Consider the following 13799-nt stretch of genomic DNA (forward strand, 5'->3'; position numbering starts at 1 on the left):
TCAGGAGTCCTGCGCGGCCGGTGCGGCCGCCCGCGCGAGGGCGTCCCGGCCCTCGATGATCAGCAGCACCATGGCATCGTCGAGCTTTTCGGCAAGCTGCGCCAGGCCGTTTGCCGCCGCGTATACCCGCAGCTCGGTCAGGATATCGTACATCTGGCGATGATCTTCCGGCAGGTACATGGCATGCGATCCCAGCAGCGATTTCTACTGTTCTATTGCCGTGTTGCGGGCGCGGACAGATGATTCTTGCGGAACGATGAAGAAGCCGGTGGCGGCCGAGTCACCAGTGGGGCGGCGCCACGTTCGCGGCCGGCGTCTCGGCGTCGTCCCCGGCGGCCTCGACCCGCTGCGCGAGCCGCAGGAGAATGCGTTCGAGACGGTCGATGCGATCCGACTGGGCGCGGATAACGTCGCTCAGATCATCCGTCAGCCGTTCCTGGTGGGCGAGGGCGATCTCGAGCTCGGTCAGGCGATCGGTGTCGGGCAAGGCGGGCTCCGGGGTGCGAGGCGGGGCCGGCATTCTAGCATCGACTCGTGACAATGCAGCCGCTAAACCCGGCGGGCCTTTAAACCCCGGGGGAAGGCCTTGCCGGAATTCACGGATAGGGAGCTGCGCGACGCGCTCGGGCGGTTTGCCACCGGCGTCACGGTGGTGACGACCGAGGGCCCGGACGGGCCGCTCGGCATCACCGCGAACAGCTTTGCGTCGGTGTCGCTCGATCCGCCGCTGGTGCTCTGGTCACCGGCGCGCAAGTCGCGGCGTTTCCCCGCGTTCGAGGCGGCATCGCACTTCGCCGTCCATGTGCTCAGCAGCGGGCAGCGGCACCTCGCGGAGCGCTTTGCCGGATCCGAGCAGGGGTTCATCGGGCTCGAGTTCGAGCGCGGGATCGGCGAGGTGCCGTTGCTCGCCGGTTGCGCCGCGCGACTTGAGTGCCGGCACGCGGCGGGCCACGACGGAGGCGATCACCTGATTGTCGTCGGCGAGGTGCTGAGGGTCGAGGAGACCGACCTGCCGCCGCTGGTCTACTGGCGCGGCGGCTATCACGAGCCGACGCTCGGCTGAGCCCGGCTTGCCCTTGCGGGGTCCCCGCGGTAGGAGGGCGCCGCGAACCCGGAGGCGAGCCGTTTTCCATGGCCAAGGACAAGATCAAGAAGCCGCGCCGGCCCCGTGCCGAGACGCCGCGCGGGTTCCGTGACTATTTCGGTGCCGAGGTGCGGGCGCGGGCGACCATGCTCGGGCGGATCACCGATGTCTATCACGCCTACGGATTCGATCCGCTTGAGACGAGCGCGGTCGAGACCGTCGAGGCGCTGGGGAAGTTCCTCCCCGACGTCGACCGCCCGAACGAGGGCGTGTTTGCGTGGCAGGACGAGGACGACAGCTGGCTGGCCCTGCGCTATGATCTGACCGCGCCGCTGGCGCGGGTCTACGCCCAGAACCGGATGCGCCTGCCGAGCCCTTACCGCCGCTATCAGATTGGTCCGGTCTGGCGCAACGAGAAGCCGGGACCGGGACGGTTCCGGCAATTCTATCAATGTGATGCCGACACGGTCGGCTCTGGCAACGTTGCGGCGGATGCCGAGATCTGCGCCATGCTCGGCGATGCGCTCGAAGCTGCGGGGATCGCGCGAAGCGACTTCGTGGTGCGGATCAACAACCGCAAGGTGCTGAACGGGGTGATGGAGACGATCGGTCTCCTCGACCCGTCGGACCCGGAGAAGGACAGCGCCCGGCGCGGCATCGTCATGCGGGCGATCGACAAGATCGACCGGCTCGGGCCCGAAGGCGTGCGGCTCCTGATGGGGCCGGGGCGCAAGGACGAGAGCGGCGACTTCACGGCGGGCGCCGGCTGCGGCGCGGAAGAGGCGGATCTGGTGCTGGCCTTCATGGCCGCGCGTGGCAGCGACGGGGCGGCAACCTGCGCGCGGCTGCGCGAGCTTGTGGGCGCGTCGGCGGCAGGGCTCGCGGGCGTGGAGGAACTCGAGGCGATTGCTGAGCTTCTGCAGGCGCGCGGTGCGTCGGGGGTGATCGACCCCTCGGTGGTGCGTGGCCTCGGCTACTACACCGGCCCGGTCTACGAGGCGGAACTGACGTTTGACGTGGTCGGCGACGACGGCAAGCCGCGGCAGTTCGGCTCGGTCGCGGGCGGTGGACGTTACGACGATCTGGTCAAGCGCTTCACCGGCGAAGCGGTGCCGGCGACGGGCATCTCGATCGGTGTCGACCGGCTGCTGGCGGCGCTTGGCGAGAAGGGCCGCCTCGCCTCGGAAGAGGCGGGACCGGTGGTCATCACCGTGATGGATCGCGACGCCATGCCCGGCTATCAGGCGATGGCGGCTGAGTTGCGCGCGGCGGGGATCCGGGCCGAGGTCTTCCTCGGCGGTGGCGGCATGGGCAAGCAGCTCAAGTATGCCGACCAGCGCCGCAGCGCTGTCGCGATCATCGAGGGCGCCGACGAGCGGGACCGGGGCGTGGTGCAGATCAAGGATCTGGCCCTCGGCGCACAGCTCGCCAGCGAGATCGAGAGCCACGACGACTGGAAGGCGCAGCCGGCACAGGTCGAGGCAGCCCGCGACCAGCTGGTCGCGGAGGTTCGGGCAATGCTGGCGCGCGGATCGGGCGGACAGCCCTGATGGTCGCGGACCGGGCGTATCTCAAAGGCGCGCGGATCGGTGAGCCGCTGTCACGGCTCGATGCCGAGGTGGCACGCATTGTCGCCGCGCTCGGCGCGACTGGCGCGGTCCGGGTGGAGCCCGAGGCTCTGCAACCGGCGGACGTGCTGCTCGACCTCTACGGCGAGGACATCCGGGCGCGCGCGTTCACCGTGCGCGACGAGGGCGGCGAGATGATGCTCCGTCCCGATTTCACCGTGCCGATCGTGCGGCTGCACATGGACGCCGGCGCGGAGCCCGCCCGCTACGTCTATTGCGGGCCGGTCTGGCGCAGGCAGGATGCGGGCAGCCGGCGGCCGCGCGAGTACCTTCAGGCGGGATTCGAGATCTTCGAGGCCGGTGACCCGGCGGCGCAGGATGCCGAGGCGCTGGCCGTGATCCGCGGTGCCCTTGGCGATGCACCTGTCCGGCTCGTCACCGGCGATCTCGGGCTCATCCTCGCGACGATCGACGCACTCGACACCAGTGCGCCCCGCAAGGCCGCTCTCCGGCGTCACGTGTGGCGGCCGCACCGGTTTCACGCGCTGCTCCAGCGCTATGGTGTAGGCCACGCGTCGGCAACTGCCGCGCGCGCCGAGCTTCTGGCGGCGGAGGCAGCCGGCGGGACGCAGGCGATGATCACAGCCGGCGGGGTTGTGGTCGGGCTCCGGGAAGTCGCCGAAGTCGCAGCCCGGGTCTCGGTGCTGGCGACCGAGGCCGCAACCGCGCCGCTTGCGAGGCAAGACGTCGACCGGATCGAGGCGGTGCTCGCGGTTGAAGGCTCCGCATCGGAGGCGCTTGTCGCGCTTCGCGGTCTGGCACACGGCCTGCCCGCGCTTGACGCCGCCGTCGATCGCTATGCCCGGCGGCTCGATGCGCTGGCGGAGCGCGGCATCTCCCCGGACGAGCTGCGCTTCGAGGGCAGTTTCGGGCGCACGACGCTCGAATACTACGATGGCTTCGTCTTCGGCGCCCTGCCGGTCGGACGCGACGACCTGCCGCCGATCGCCACCGGCGGCCGCTACGACGCCCTGACGCGGGTGCTGGGGCAGGGGGCCGGCATCCCCGCGGTTGGCGGCATCGTGCGGCCGGAGGCGCTGATGGCGCTCATGGAGGGCTGATGCTGAAGCTCGGGGTGCCGTCGAAGGGCCGGCTGCAGGAAGAGACCATCCGCTGGTTCGCTGCGCGCGGCGTCGAACTCGCGCGCGTCGGCGGTGAGCGCGAGTATCGCGGCATGGTCGAGGGCGTGGACGGCGTCGAGCTCGTGCTGATCTCCGCCGGCGAGATCCCGGGCGAGTTGCTGGCCGGGCGGCTGCACCTCGGCGTGACGGGCCAGGACCTGATCCGCGAGCGCCTGCCGCGCTGGCAGGACCGGGTGGACGAACTCGCGCCCATGGCCTTCGGGCGCGCCGATCTGGTGGTCGCGGTACCAGCGTTCTGGGTCGACGTGCGCGACATGGGCGATCTCGACGCCGCCGCCGGCGCCTTCCGGGCGCGGCACGGGCACCGGCTCAGGGTGGCGACCAAGTACCACCATCTCGTCCGCAGCTTCTTCGAGCATCACGGCGTCGCCGACTACCAGCTGGTGGACAGTCAGGGCGCCACCGAGGGCACCGTGAAGAACCTGACCGCCGAGGCAATCGCCGACATCACCAGCACCGGCTCGACGCTGCGCGACAACCATCTGCGCATCCTCGACGACGGCCTGATCCTGCAGAGCGAGGCGACCCTCTTCCTCTCCAAGGCCGCAACCTGGGGAGCGCCCGAGACGGCCGCCCTCGACGCGCTGCGCACGCGGCTCGGGCTGGAGAACGCTCCGGCCGAGTGATGGCCGGGGGTCTCCGCGCACACGTCTCTACCGGGCCGAGTTGACAGAAGAACGGGCGAAACGGCGCCGGCCAGAAGGACGATCGGGTCACTGGACGAACGGAACGAGTTCCCATCGCGTCACCGGGCGGTTTCTGGCGTCGAATACGATTCTCATCTTTCAATCCGAGGCCGGCGACAGTTACTGTTGGTGTGGCCCCCGACAGGTGATTGATCTGAGTGATTGCTCTTCTTCGGTCAACCGAATCTGAACGCGCCTCCTGTCGGTGCCGTGCGCCGATCCTCGCCGGAGATACCGCATGACCGACGTCAGCTTTGACCGTCTGCGCGACGTGGCGCTGCGGGATGCGTGGCGGCATGAGTCGAACGACTTCACGCCCTGGCTCGCGCAGAACATCGACCACATCGCCGAGGCCGTTGGCATGCCGCTCGAGATCACCGGCACGGAGGTTCTCGTCGGCACCTTCTATGCCGACATCCTCGCGCGCAATCCGCAGGACGACGGCGTGGTCCTGATCGAGAACCAGCTCGAACAGACCGATCACGCCCACCTCGGCCAGATCATGACCTACCTCGCCGGCCTCGAGGCGAAGACCGTCATCTGGATCGCTCCGGCCTTCCGCGAGCCGCACCTTTCCGCGATCCGCTGGCTGAACCAGCACACGGCCGACGGCTTTTCGTTCTTCGCCCTCCGGCTCCGCGTCGTGCGGATCGGCGAGAGCCCGTTCGCGCCGATGTTCGAGATCGTGGAGCAGCCGGACAACTGGCAGCGCATCGTCAGGCAGGTCGCACCCACCTCGGATTGGGCCGAATACTACGACGTGAAGCAGAAGTTCTGGCTGATGGCGCTCGAGCGTCACCCGGATCTCGCGAGCCTTGGCTTCAAACCCTACCGGTACGCGAACAACTACACCTACCTGCTCGCCGAGCCTGAAGCGCAGCTCTCCGCATGGTTCGGCAAGACGCAGAGCGGCGTCTTCGTGCGCGGCGGGCGGGGCGAGGGCCCCGACGCGCTGGCGGCGGTCCTCGAGCCGCATCGGGGCGCGCTCGAAACCCGCCTCGGAACGGCACTCGGCCCGGCGGGACGCACCGGCTACTTCCTCCAGAAGGGCTATCCTCACGGTCAGCTCGACGAGGCGGCCTGGCCCGGGATCATCGACTGGATGGTGACGACGGTTGCGGACTACCGCGCCGCGTTCGCAGTCATCGTCGGGGGCGAGCCCGGATGACCCGCGGCGGGTGGCGCGGGATTCTTGCCCGGCTCGCTCGTTAGCCGCAGCGTGCGGCGATCGTCGTGTCGTCGGAGGGCCGGCCGTGGACAGAGCCGAGAAGCGGGGCGCCCAACGTCAAAAACTCCCCACGAGGGAGAGTTTCAACGAACCGGGTCGACTCCGGCCAAGTCACTGAGATATTGGCGCGGTTGACGGGGCTCGAACCCGCGACCTCCGGCGTGACAGGCCGGCACTCTAACCGACTGAGCTACAACCGCGCTTTGTGATCTGGCGTAGCGCCTCGTCACGCGGGCGTTGTAGGTGGGGCGTGGGGGGGCGTCAAGCGGGATTCACCAGTTTCCGCGCGGGTATTTTCTGGCCGATCATCGGCCGGGTGATCGTCGTAACGATCCGAGAGAATCCGCGTCGCCTGGCCCTGCAAATCCTCATAGTGACCGGTGCGCAGCGTCCAGAGAAAGCCCACGAGACCGAGGCCGCCAAGCACCAGCGCGATCGGGATCAGGTAGACGAGAACGTTCATGGCCGCGCTGCCGGCTGGCGGGGCCCGAGGCGGAGCGCGTTCAGGGCGACAATGAGCGAACTCGTCGACATGATGATTGCGGCGTTCAGCGGTGTCACGAGCCCGGCGAAGGCGAGGGGCACCGAGACGACGTTGTAGGCGAAGGCGAAGGTGAAGTTCTCGAGGATACGCCTGCGCGCGACGCGGGCGAGTGCCAGCGCGTCGGCGGCCCGATCCAGGCGGTCGCCGAGGATGATGAGATCGGCGGCGCTGCGGCTCGCGTCGACCGCCGAGGCGGGCGAGATCGAGACGTGTGCGGCGGCGAGGGCGGCGGCGTCGTTCAGGCCGTCGCCGATCATCAGGACGCGGTGGCCCTGCGCGCCGAGCGCCTGGATCTCGCCGACCTTCTCTGCCGGCGTGGCGCGGGAGATGGCGCGGTCGAGGCCGAGCCGGTCCGCGAGGGCCGCGACCGGCGTTTCCGAGTCGCCCGAGAGGAGGGTCACCGGCAGTCCGTCCGCCCGCAGCCGGGCGATCGTCCCCGGGGCTTCCGGCCGGAGCTCGTCCTCGAAGCGGAACGCGACCGGAGGTGCGGTGTCGATCCGCAGCCACGCAGCCGTCACGTCGAGGGCCGTGCCGCCGGCCCACTCGGCCCGCCCGAGACGCACGACGCTCTGGCCGATGCGCCCCTCGCTGCCGAGGCCGGGATGCTCGACGACGGCAGCGGCATTGACCGGCGGGACACCCCGCCCGGTTGCGGCGCGCGTGATGGCGCAGGAGAGCGGATGGCTGCTGCCGGCGGCGAGGGCGGCGGCAAAGGCGAGATCGCGCGGGGCGATGGCGTCGGCGTTGGTCAGGACCGGCCGACCCGTGGTGAGCGTGCCGGTCTTGTCGACGACCACGGCATCGACAAGCGCGAGCTTCTCGAGCGCCTCGCCGTCCTTCAGGAGCACGCCCTGCCGGAAAAGCCTGCCGGAGGCGGCGGTCAGCACCGCCGGCACCGCGAGACCGAGGCCGCAGGGGCAGGTGATGATGAGCACCGCCGCGGCGATGTTGGTGGCGTGGCGCCAGTCGCCGCCCCAGACGCCCCAGACCAACAGCGCCGCGGTAGCGGTCAGGTAGACGATGGGCGCGTAGGCCGACGATGCGCGGTCGGCGAGGCTCGCATAGCGGCCACGGCTTCGCTCCGCCGTCTCCACGAGGCGACCGATCTCGCGGAGCAGCGTGTCATCGCCAAGGGCATCGGCGCGGACTTCGAGGGGGCCGGTGAGGTTCAGGAGGCCGGCGCGCAGCGTCGAGCCGGGTGCCACCGGCTCGGGCATGGTCTCGCCGGTCAGGAGCGAGGGGTCGATCTCGGAGCGGCCCGCCATGACGGTGCCGTCGACCGGCACCCGGGCACCCGGCGCAACGGCGAGCACGTCGCCTGCGCGCACGGCGTCGAGCGGCACGGTCTCGCGGGTGCCGTCAGCGCGGATGCGCTCGGCCATGTGCACCTCAAGCGCCGCGATCTCGGCGGCGGCCGAACGGGCGGAAGCGCGTGTGAGATGGGAGAGATAGCGCCCGACGAGGAGAAAGAAGGTGAGCATCACCGCCGCCTCGAAAAAGGCGCGCGGGCCAGAAAGCACTGTCTCGCGCAGCGAGACGGCGAGCGCCATCAGGATCGCCGTGGAGATCGGCACGTCCATGTCGAGCCGGCGGGCGCGCAGCGCGCGGTAGGCGTTGCGGAAGAACGGCTGGGCGGCGAAGGCGACGGCGGGCAGCGCGATCGCGGCGGAAACCCAGTGCATGAGGTCGCGCGTCGCGCCTGTGGCGCCGGCCCAGACCGCGACCGAGAGCAGCATCACGTTCATCGAGGCGAAACCCGCGACGCCGATGCGGGCGAGCAGGTCGCGGCCCTCGGCGTCGCTGCGGGTGGCCTCCAGCGCGGCGCTGTCGAGGGGGTGGGCCTCGAAGCCGCGAGCGTCGAGGGCGGCGATCAGACGGTCCTCGACGCCGGGCGCGTCCTCGACGGTGACGGCGGCGCGCTTCAGGGTGAGATTTACCCGCGCGGCGGCGACGCCCGGCTCGGCCTCGAGGGTCCGCTCGACACCGGTGATGCAGGCGGCGCAGTGGATGGCGGGCAGCGCGATCTCGATGCGCCTGAGCGGCCCCGGGCGGATCGGCGCGGGTGCGACGCTGGCGGCGTCAGGTGCCGCTGCGCAGGCGGGGCAGGCGGCTAGGACGGCGTCGGTCATGGCTTTGCGGTCTTCGCATCGACCCAGATATCGTGGCTCTGGCGGAAGGCGGTGCCGTCCGCTGCGCTGGCGGCGATTTCGACGCGCCAGTGACCGGGCGCAAAGACCGCCACGCCGGCGTAGCCGCCGGGGGTTTCAAGAAGGGTGATGGTCCGGTCGTCGCGTGTGGTCGTGGGCCGGCCCATGGCGACGGCAAGGCTCGCCGGGCGGACGGCGTGTCCGGCGGCATCGGTGATGGTAAGCTGGAGCACATCGTCGGCGTGCTCGAGCGCGACGCTCCAGCCGAGGGCGACCTGCGCCGCCTTAAGCCTGTCGAAATCCTGGCTCGCCACGTAGCTGTCATTGACCACGACGCCGGAGAAGGTGCGCGCCGCGGTAACCGCGAGAATGATGTTCGGCGTCAGCATGACGAGGAAGGCTACCACCGCGATCATGAGGACGCCACGGCCCCCGAGGCGGTGCGACCGTGCGTCGCCCTTCATTGCTGCCTCCCGCGGAACACGGTTTCCTCGCGCGCCGTCCGGCCCGAGCCGTCATCGGTCGCGACGATGGCGACGGGGAGCAGGGCCTGGGTGCTCGCCGGACTCGCCGGGTCGCCGGTGAGATAGATCCGCTGCTTCAGCGTGGTGTTCGGCGGGACCGCAACCGTGAGCCCGGAGATGCCCTGCAGCTCGAGATGCAGGGGATCCGGGGTCTCCACCGACAGGGTGAAGTCGCGCTCGTACCCGGTCATGTTTCTGAGGCGGATTTCGTAGGCATTGCGGATCGAGCCGTCCGAAAGCGTGACGTTGACCGGGTTCCGGACCGGATCGACACCGATCGACATGTCGGTGCGGAACACAAGCGCCGCGATGAGCGCGAGGCCAAAGCCCGACCAGAGCACGGTATAGAGCAGCACGCGTGGCCGGAGGATGCGGCGCCAGACCGAGACGTCCTCGCCCCCCTCGCGCTCCCGCTCGCCGTCGGCGAGGGTGAGGTAGCCGATGAGGTTCGGCGGCTTGCCGATCTTCTCCATCACCTCGTCGCAGGCGTCGATGCAGAGCGCGCAGGTGATGCAGGCGAGTTGCTGGCCATCACGGATATCAATGCCCATGGGGCAGACGTTGACGCAGGCGTTGCAGTCGATGCAGTCGCCGAGCGTCTCCTTCTCGGTGACCGTCCCGAGGCCCGAGGCACGGCCCGGCATCGGCTTCGCGGGCGAGCGTGAACCTTCGACCGCGCCGGCGGCGCGCGTGGTGGCGATCGCGACTTCTGCCTTCTCGGCCATCTCGCGCCGGCGACGGTGCTTGCCGCGCGGCTCGCCGCGCCAGTCGCGATAGCCGACGGTGATCGTCTGCTCGTCCATCATCGCCGCCTGGATGCGCGGCCACGGGCACATGTAGATGCAGACCTGCTCCCGCATGAAGCCGCCGAAGGTGAAGGTGGTGGCAGCGAGGATCGCGACTGTCAGGTAGGCGACGGCGGGGGCCTGAAAGGTCAGGAACTGGTGCAGAAGCGTCGGGGCATCGGCAAAGTAGAAGATCCACGCGCCGCCGGTGGCGAGCGAGATCAGCAGCCAGAGCGTCCACTTGATCCCGCGCTTGCGGATCTTTTCGGCCGTCCAGGGTTGATTCCACAGCTTCACGCGGGCGTTGCGATCGCCCTCGACCCAGCGCTCGACGAGGATGAAGAGGTCGGTCCACACCGTCTGCGGGCAGGTGTAGCCGCACCAGACCCGGCCGAGCGCCGACGTAAAGAGAAAGAGGCCAAGGCCGGCCATGATGAGGAGGCCGGCGACGAAATAGAATTCCTGTGGCCAGATCTCGATGAAGAAGAAATAGAACCGGCGGTTTGCGAGGTCGATGAGGACCGCCTGATCTGGCAGGGCCGGGCCGCGGTCCCATCGGAGCCAGGGGAATATATAATAAATTCCCAGCGTGACCGCCAATATCCACCACTTGAGTGTGCGGAACTTGCCAGAAACGCGCCGGGGGAAGATCGGCTCGCGCGCGATGTAGAGGGGCGGCGGATCCTGAGGGGTGTTCGTCGTGGTCAAGGCTGGCTCCCGGGCGGGCTTCGCCCGTTCACGGTACAACTAAGACATCGTGGAGTTGAACTCCTTGATCCACGTCATGCTCAGACATCGATTTGGGCGCGTTGGTCCGGGCCGGAGCCAGGCGTCCAGCGAGCCCGGCCGGGCTCAGGAAACCCGAGGTCCGCCGGCCGGCTTCAGCCCTGTCTGGCGGTTGCGTCCCGGTAGGCGGTGCGGACTTCCTCGAGCTGGCGCTCGGTGGCGGCGAGGCCGGCGCGGGTCCGGGCAAGCTCGGCCTCGATCTCGGCAGCGCGCCGATCGGCTTCGGCCCTGCGGTACTCGGCCCGGTGCCGCGCCTCTTCGGCCTCATGGAGCTGCGCCGGCAGGCTCATCCCGTCGCGCGCGCTTCGGTTCAGCCACGAGAACACCCAACGCAGGATCCACCCAAGCAGGAAGGCGGCGGCCAGGGTTCCGGCGATTGCCGCGGTGAGCTCATTGCGATCCATTGTGGTCCTCGCTGTCGTCCTGCGTGGCTGCCGCCGGGGTGGCAGGCAGGAGCGTCACCGCAATCCGGCGGTTCCGGGTGCGTCCGTCTGCCGTGTCGTTGTCGGCGATCGGCTGGCTCTCGCCATGACCGCGTGCCGTGGCGTTCGGCAGCCCGAGCCCGCTGGTGCGGAGCGCGGCCAGCACCGCTTCGGCGCGCGACTGGCTGAGCCGGGTGTTTCCGCTCTCGGAGCCCTGCGAATCCGTGTGGCCTCCGATCTCGATCGCAATGTCGGGACAGGCCCGCAACTCGTCGGCAATGGCCGCGATGACCGGTTGGCTCGCGGCGGCGATCTCGGCGGCGCCCGGCTCGAAAGCGATGCCGTCGGTTTCGAGCCGGGACTGGACCTTCGCGACGCAGGCGGTCGCGGCGGCGTCCGCGGCGGGTGTGCTCCCGGCGGCGGTTGTTTCCGGCCCGGCGTCGGCTTCCTCGTCGCCGGATCCGCTTGCGGCGGCGGCACGGGCGCTCTCGTCGTCGGGCGTGGGCTGGGGACGCGCAACGGGGACGAATTCGATCCGCCGGTTCCTGGCGCGACCTTCCTCGGTGCCGTTGTCGGCGATCGGATCTGCCTCGCCATAGCCGTGGGCCACGAGGTTCGGCAGCGGCAGATCGGGCTTTCTGAGCGCGGCGAGCACCGCCTCGGCGCGCGACTGGCTGAGCCGGAGGTTGCCTTCCTCCGATCCTTGCGAGTCAGTATGGCCCCCCACGTCGATCGCCGCGTCAGGGCAAGCACGAAGCGCATCGGTGATCGCGGCGAGGACCGGAGCGCTCTCGTCGGCAAGGGCCGAAGCGCCGGGCTCGAACACGATCGGCGTCGTTGCCGCGAGGTCACTTGCGTGGGCAGCGCAGGCCCCGACGGCAACTCCGGTGGCGCCGGTTGCGGGGGCCTCGGAGCTGGAAGGTGCGGGCGCCAGCGACTCGCCGAGCGACTCGGGCGCGAGGAGCGTGAATTCGATCCGCCGGTTCCTGGCCCGACCGGTGTCGGTCCGGTTGTCCGCGACCGGATCCTCCGCGCCATAGCCGCGCGCCACGAGGCCGACCTGCGGCAGGTCCTGCTCGCGAAGCGCCGCGAGCACGGCCTGTGCACGGGTCTCGCTCAGCCGGCGGTTCGCCTCCGGCGAGCCCTGGCTGTCAGTGTGGCCGCCGATCTCGAAATCTGCTCCCCCGCAGCCGCGCAACACGTCGGCAATCGCGCCGATGACCCCAAGGCTCTCGGGCGCGATCGCCGCGGACCCTCGCTCGAAGCCGATCTGCTCGGCATCGAGGATCGCGTCGACCTGAGCCGCGCAGATCTCGGGGCGGAAGCGGGTCGCATTGGAGGCGGCACTCGCGGCGTTGGCATCGAAGGTGATCTGGCTGATTGCGCCGGGGCCGACCTTGGCGGCGAGAAGATCGCCCACGGTGTGGGCGGCGTCGCGGTCGAGGCTGCGCCCGGCGAGGTGTACGCCGTCCTTCGTGACGTCGGCGGTGCCCTCCTTGAGCGCGGACAGCCCCTCGATCGCGGCGAGGACGCGCGCTGACCAGCCGGCGGGGACGTCGGGGTCGATGACGAGCTCGCCGTTGACGCGGGCCTTGCTGAAGAGCGCGGCGGCGTAGCTCACCACCGCCTCGCGCGACGCGGCATCGCCGACCGGCCCCACGAGGCTCACCTTGCCGTCGGGGCCGAGGCTGGCGTGGAACTCCGGGGCATAGACCGGCTGCCCGTCATCACCGGCGACCATCTGCGGCGCGGCAACCGAACTGAGCTGGAACACCCCGGGCAGGCGGGAGCGTAGGTCGGCGATCGTGCTGTTCAACGCCTCGGGCGCCATGCCCGGTGCACCGGTCAGGGTCGCGGCGATGTCGCTTGCGACGAACCGGCCGCCGCCCATCGTCTTCACGGTCTCGATGCCCGCGACCATGGCCGCCGCCCAGTCGGGGGTCGGGGACCCGAGCCCGACCGCGCAGGTCATTCCGGCATCGTCCCCGGCGCCCGCAGACCGCGCCGCTGCGATGATTGCGGTTGCGGCTGTGTCGGTGTCGGCGCTGCAGCGGTCGAGGTGCGCACGACCGGCATCGATGGCGAAGTCGAAGGCGAACGGCGTGATCACCGGGCGCGGCGCGCCGATCTCCAGCGCCAGCCGCACGCCCTCGGGGGCACCGCGGCGCAGGCGCGACTCAAGTTCCCGGCGCGCGTCGTCGCTCTCGGCGACGGCGGCGACCTTCACCTCTCCGGGGGCGACGCTGATCTTCGCACGGGGCAGGTCGGAGAGCGCGGAAAGCCCGTAGCCAAGCGCCGCCTGCCAGCCGTCCGGCGCCGGTTCGGCGGCGGTCTCGAGCATGTCGGTCACGTGTTCGGCGAGCCCCCCGGCACCGAGGGCGGCGCGGATCACCTCGCGCCCGCCCGATTCAGGCACGAGGCCGATGAGCGAGACGTCCCCCTCATTGCGGAGCAGTTCAAGCGCGAAGGGCGGAGGCGGCAGTGGCGCGAGGGCCGCGACCGTGGTCTGGTCGAGGATGCGCCGGCGGCTCACCACCGCGCGGGTGATCTCCACCACCTTGACCCGGCTCGTCTCGTCGGGCGCGGCACCGCTCAGCGTGACGCGCAGCCCGTCGGTCTCGGCTTGCGCCCAGGTCTGGCCGGCGGCGGCGAGCGCGGTCGAGACATCGGCCGCAGTCTGTCGCTCGAGCCGGATGGTCGCCTCTTCGGCGACTCTCCAGGCCGCGACTCCGGCGGCGGCAAACGCAATGGTCGCGAAGAGGATGGCGCGCAACCGCATGGGTTTTCTCGAGTCCTCTGGCCCTCGGATGAAGCTCGGCGCGT

Annotated in this window: 12 protein-coding genes, 1 tRNA gene and 1 pseudogene; 5 read left to right on the forward strand and 9 right to left on the reverse strand. The window is 70.2% G+C overall.

The genetic code is table 11. From position 1 onward, the window contains the following. Both HNP73_RS10735 and HNP73_RS10740 read right to left on the reverse strand, forming a co-directional pair. A complete protein-coding gene (locus HNP73_RS10735; protein WP_184148740.1) occupies window positions 1-180 on the reverse strand; it encodes a hypothetical protein in 180 nt (59 codons plus the stop codon). Window positions 181-280: 100 nt separating this feature from the next. Further along, window positions 281-487, reverse strand: a complete 207-nt coding sequence (locus tag HNP73_RS10740) for a SlyX family protein (protein WP_221288456.1) — start codon at window positions 485-487, stop codon at window positions 281-283. Between the two features lie 99 nt (window positions 488-586). On the opposite strand from HNP73_RS10740, the gene HNP73_RS10745 reads away from it, so the two are divergent. The 5 genes from HNP73_RS10745 (at window position 587) to HNP73_RS10765 (ending at window position 5708) form a co-directional block, all read left to right on the forward strand. After that, window positions 587-1063 carry a flavin reductase family protein gene (locus HNP73_RS10745; RefSeq protein ID WP_184148746.1) on the forward strand — a complete coding sequence of 159 codons (477 nt, stop codon included), beginning with the start codon at window positions 587-589 and terminating at the stop codon, window positions 1061-1063. 68 nt (window positions 1064-1131) lie between these two features. Next, window positions 1132-2634 (forward strand): histidine--tRNA ligase, encoded by a 1503-nt coding sequence (gene hisS, locus HNP73_RS10750; protein WP_184148750.1) that lies wholly within the window; start codon window positions 1132-1134, stop codon window positions 2632-2634. Continuing rightward, window positions 2634-3773 (forward strand): ATP phosphoribosyltransferase regulatory subunit, encoded by a 1140-nt coding sequence (locus tag HNP73_RS10755; RefSeq protein ID WP_184148753.1) that lies wholly within the window; start codon window positions 2634-2636, stop codon window positions 3771-3773. Before hisS ends, HNP73_RS10755 begins: the two co-directional genes overlap by 1 nt. Continuing rightward, window positions 3770-4480 (forward strand): ATP phosphoribosyltransferase, encoded by a 711-nt coding sequence (gene hisG, locus HNP73_RS10760; RefSeq protein WP_184150624.1) that lies wholly within the window; start codon window positions 3770-3772, stop codon window positions 4478-4480. Before HNP73_RS10755 ends, hisG begins: the two co-directional genes overlap by 4 nt. Before the next feature lie 298 nt (window positions 4481-4778). Further along, window positions 4779-5708: a hypothetical protein gene (locus HNP73_RS10765; protein ID WP_184148756.1), complete on the forward strand. Its 930-nt coding sequence runs from the start codon at window positions 4779-4781 to the stop codon at window positions 5706-5708. Window positions 5709-5891: 183 nt separating this feature from the next. Here HNP73_RS10765 and HNP73_RS10770 read toward each other — a convergent pair. The 7 genes and pseudogenes from HNP73_RS10770 to HNP73_RS10800 all read right to left on the reverse strand — a co-directional run bounded on the left by HNP73_RS10770 (window position 5892) and on the right by HNP73_RS10800 (window position 13755). After that, window positions 5892-5968: transfer RNA gene (locus HNP73_RS10770), tRNA-Asp, on the reverse strand. Window positions 5969-6081: 113 nt separating this feature from the next. After that, window positions 6082-6231 (reverse strand): annotated as a pseudogene (gene ccoS / locus HNP73_RS23285) (cbb3-type cytochrome oxidase assembly protein CcoS); the annotation flags it as partial. Next, window positions 6228-8441 carry a heavy metal translocating P-type ATPase gene (locus tag HNP73_RS10780; RefSeq protein ID WP_184148762.1) on the reverse strand — a complete coding sequence of 738 codons (2214 nt, stop codon included), beginning with the start codon at window positions 8439-8441 and terminating at the stop codon, window positions 6228-6230. The pseudogene ccoS and the gene HNP73_RS10780, both read right to left, overlap by 4 nt. After that, window positions 8438-8923 carry a FixH family protein gene (locus HNP73_RS10785; RefSeq protein ID WP_184148765.1) on the reverse strand — a complete coding sequence of 162 codons (486 nt, stop codon included), beginning with the start codon at window positions 8921-8923 and terminating at the stop codon, window positions 8438-8440. The genes HNP73_RS10780 and HNP73_RS10785 overlap by 4 nt, the downstream gene beginning before the upstream one ends. Further along, window positions 8920-10476 (reverse strand): cytochrome c oxidase accessory protein CcoG, encoded by a 1557-nt coding sequence (gene ccoG, locus HNP73_RS10790; protein ID WP_184148768.1) that lies wholly within the window; start codon window positions 10474-10476, stop codon window positions 8920-8922. Before ccoG ends, HNP73_RS10785 begins: the two co-directional genes overlap by 4 nt. 173 nt (window positions 10477-10649) lie before the next feature. Next, complete coding sequence (locus tag HNP73_RS10795) at window positions 10650-10958, reverse strand: hypothetical protein (RefSeq protein WP_184148771.1); 309 nt, start codon at window positions 10956-10958, stop codon at window positions 10650-10652. Then, on the reverse strand, window positions 10945-13755 hold the full coding sequence (locus HNP73_RS10800; RefSeq protein ID WP_184148774.1) for an OmpA family protein: 2811 nt from the start codon (window positions 13753-13755) through the stop codon (window positions 10945-10947). The genes HNP73_RS10795 and HNP73_RS10800 overlap by 14 nt, the downstream gene beginning before the upstream one ends. Between the last annotated feature and the right edge of the window lie 44 nt (window positions 13756-13799).

It is taken from the genome of Amaricoccus macauensis (genome assembly GCF_014201905.1).
In the GTDB taxonomy this organism is placed as follows: Bacteria; Pseudomonadota; Alphaproteobacteria; order Rhodobacterales; family Rhodobacteraceae; genus Amaricoccus; species Amaricoccus macauensis.

Coding starts and splice junctions, on each gene's coding strand:
- HNP73_RS10800 (WP_184148774.1), bottom strand. CDS start 13,755: ATGCGGTTGCGCGCCATCCTCTTCGCGACCATTGCGTTTGCCGCCGCC.
- HNP73_RS10735 (WP_184148740.1), bottom strand. CDS start 180: ATGTACCTGCCGGAAGATCATCGCCAGATGTACGATATCCTGACCGAG.
- HNP73_RS10755 (WP_184148753.1), top strand. CDS start 2,634: ATGGTCGCGGACCGGGCGTATCTCAAAGGCGCGCGGATCGGTGAGCCG.
- HNP73_RS10785 (WP_184148765.1), bottom strand. CDS start 8,923: ATGAAGGGCGACGCACGGTCGCACCGCCTCGGGGGCCGTGGCGTCCTC.
- hisS (WP_184148750.1), top strand. CDS start 1,132: ATGGCCAAGGACAAGATCAAGAAGCCGCGCCGGCCCCGTGCCGAGACG.
- HNP73_RS10795 (WP_184148771.1), bottom strand. CDS start 10,958: ATGGATCGCAATGAGCTCACCGCGGCAATCGCCGGAACCCTGGCCGCC.
- HNP73_RS10765 (WP_184148756.1), top strand. CDS start 4,779: ATGACCGACGTCAGCTTTGACCGTCTGCGCGACGTGGCGCTGCGGGAT.
- HNP73_RS10780 (WP_184148762.1), bottom strand. CDS start 8,441: ATGACCGACGCCGTCCTAGCCGCCTGCCCCGCCTGCGCAGCGGCACCT.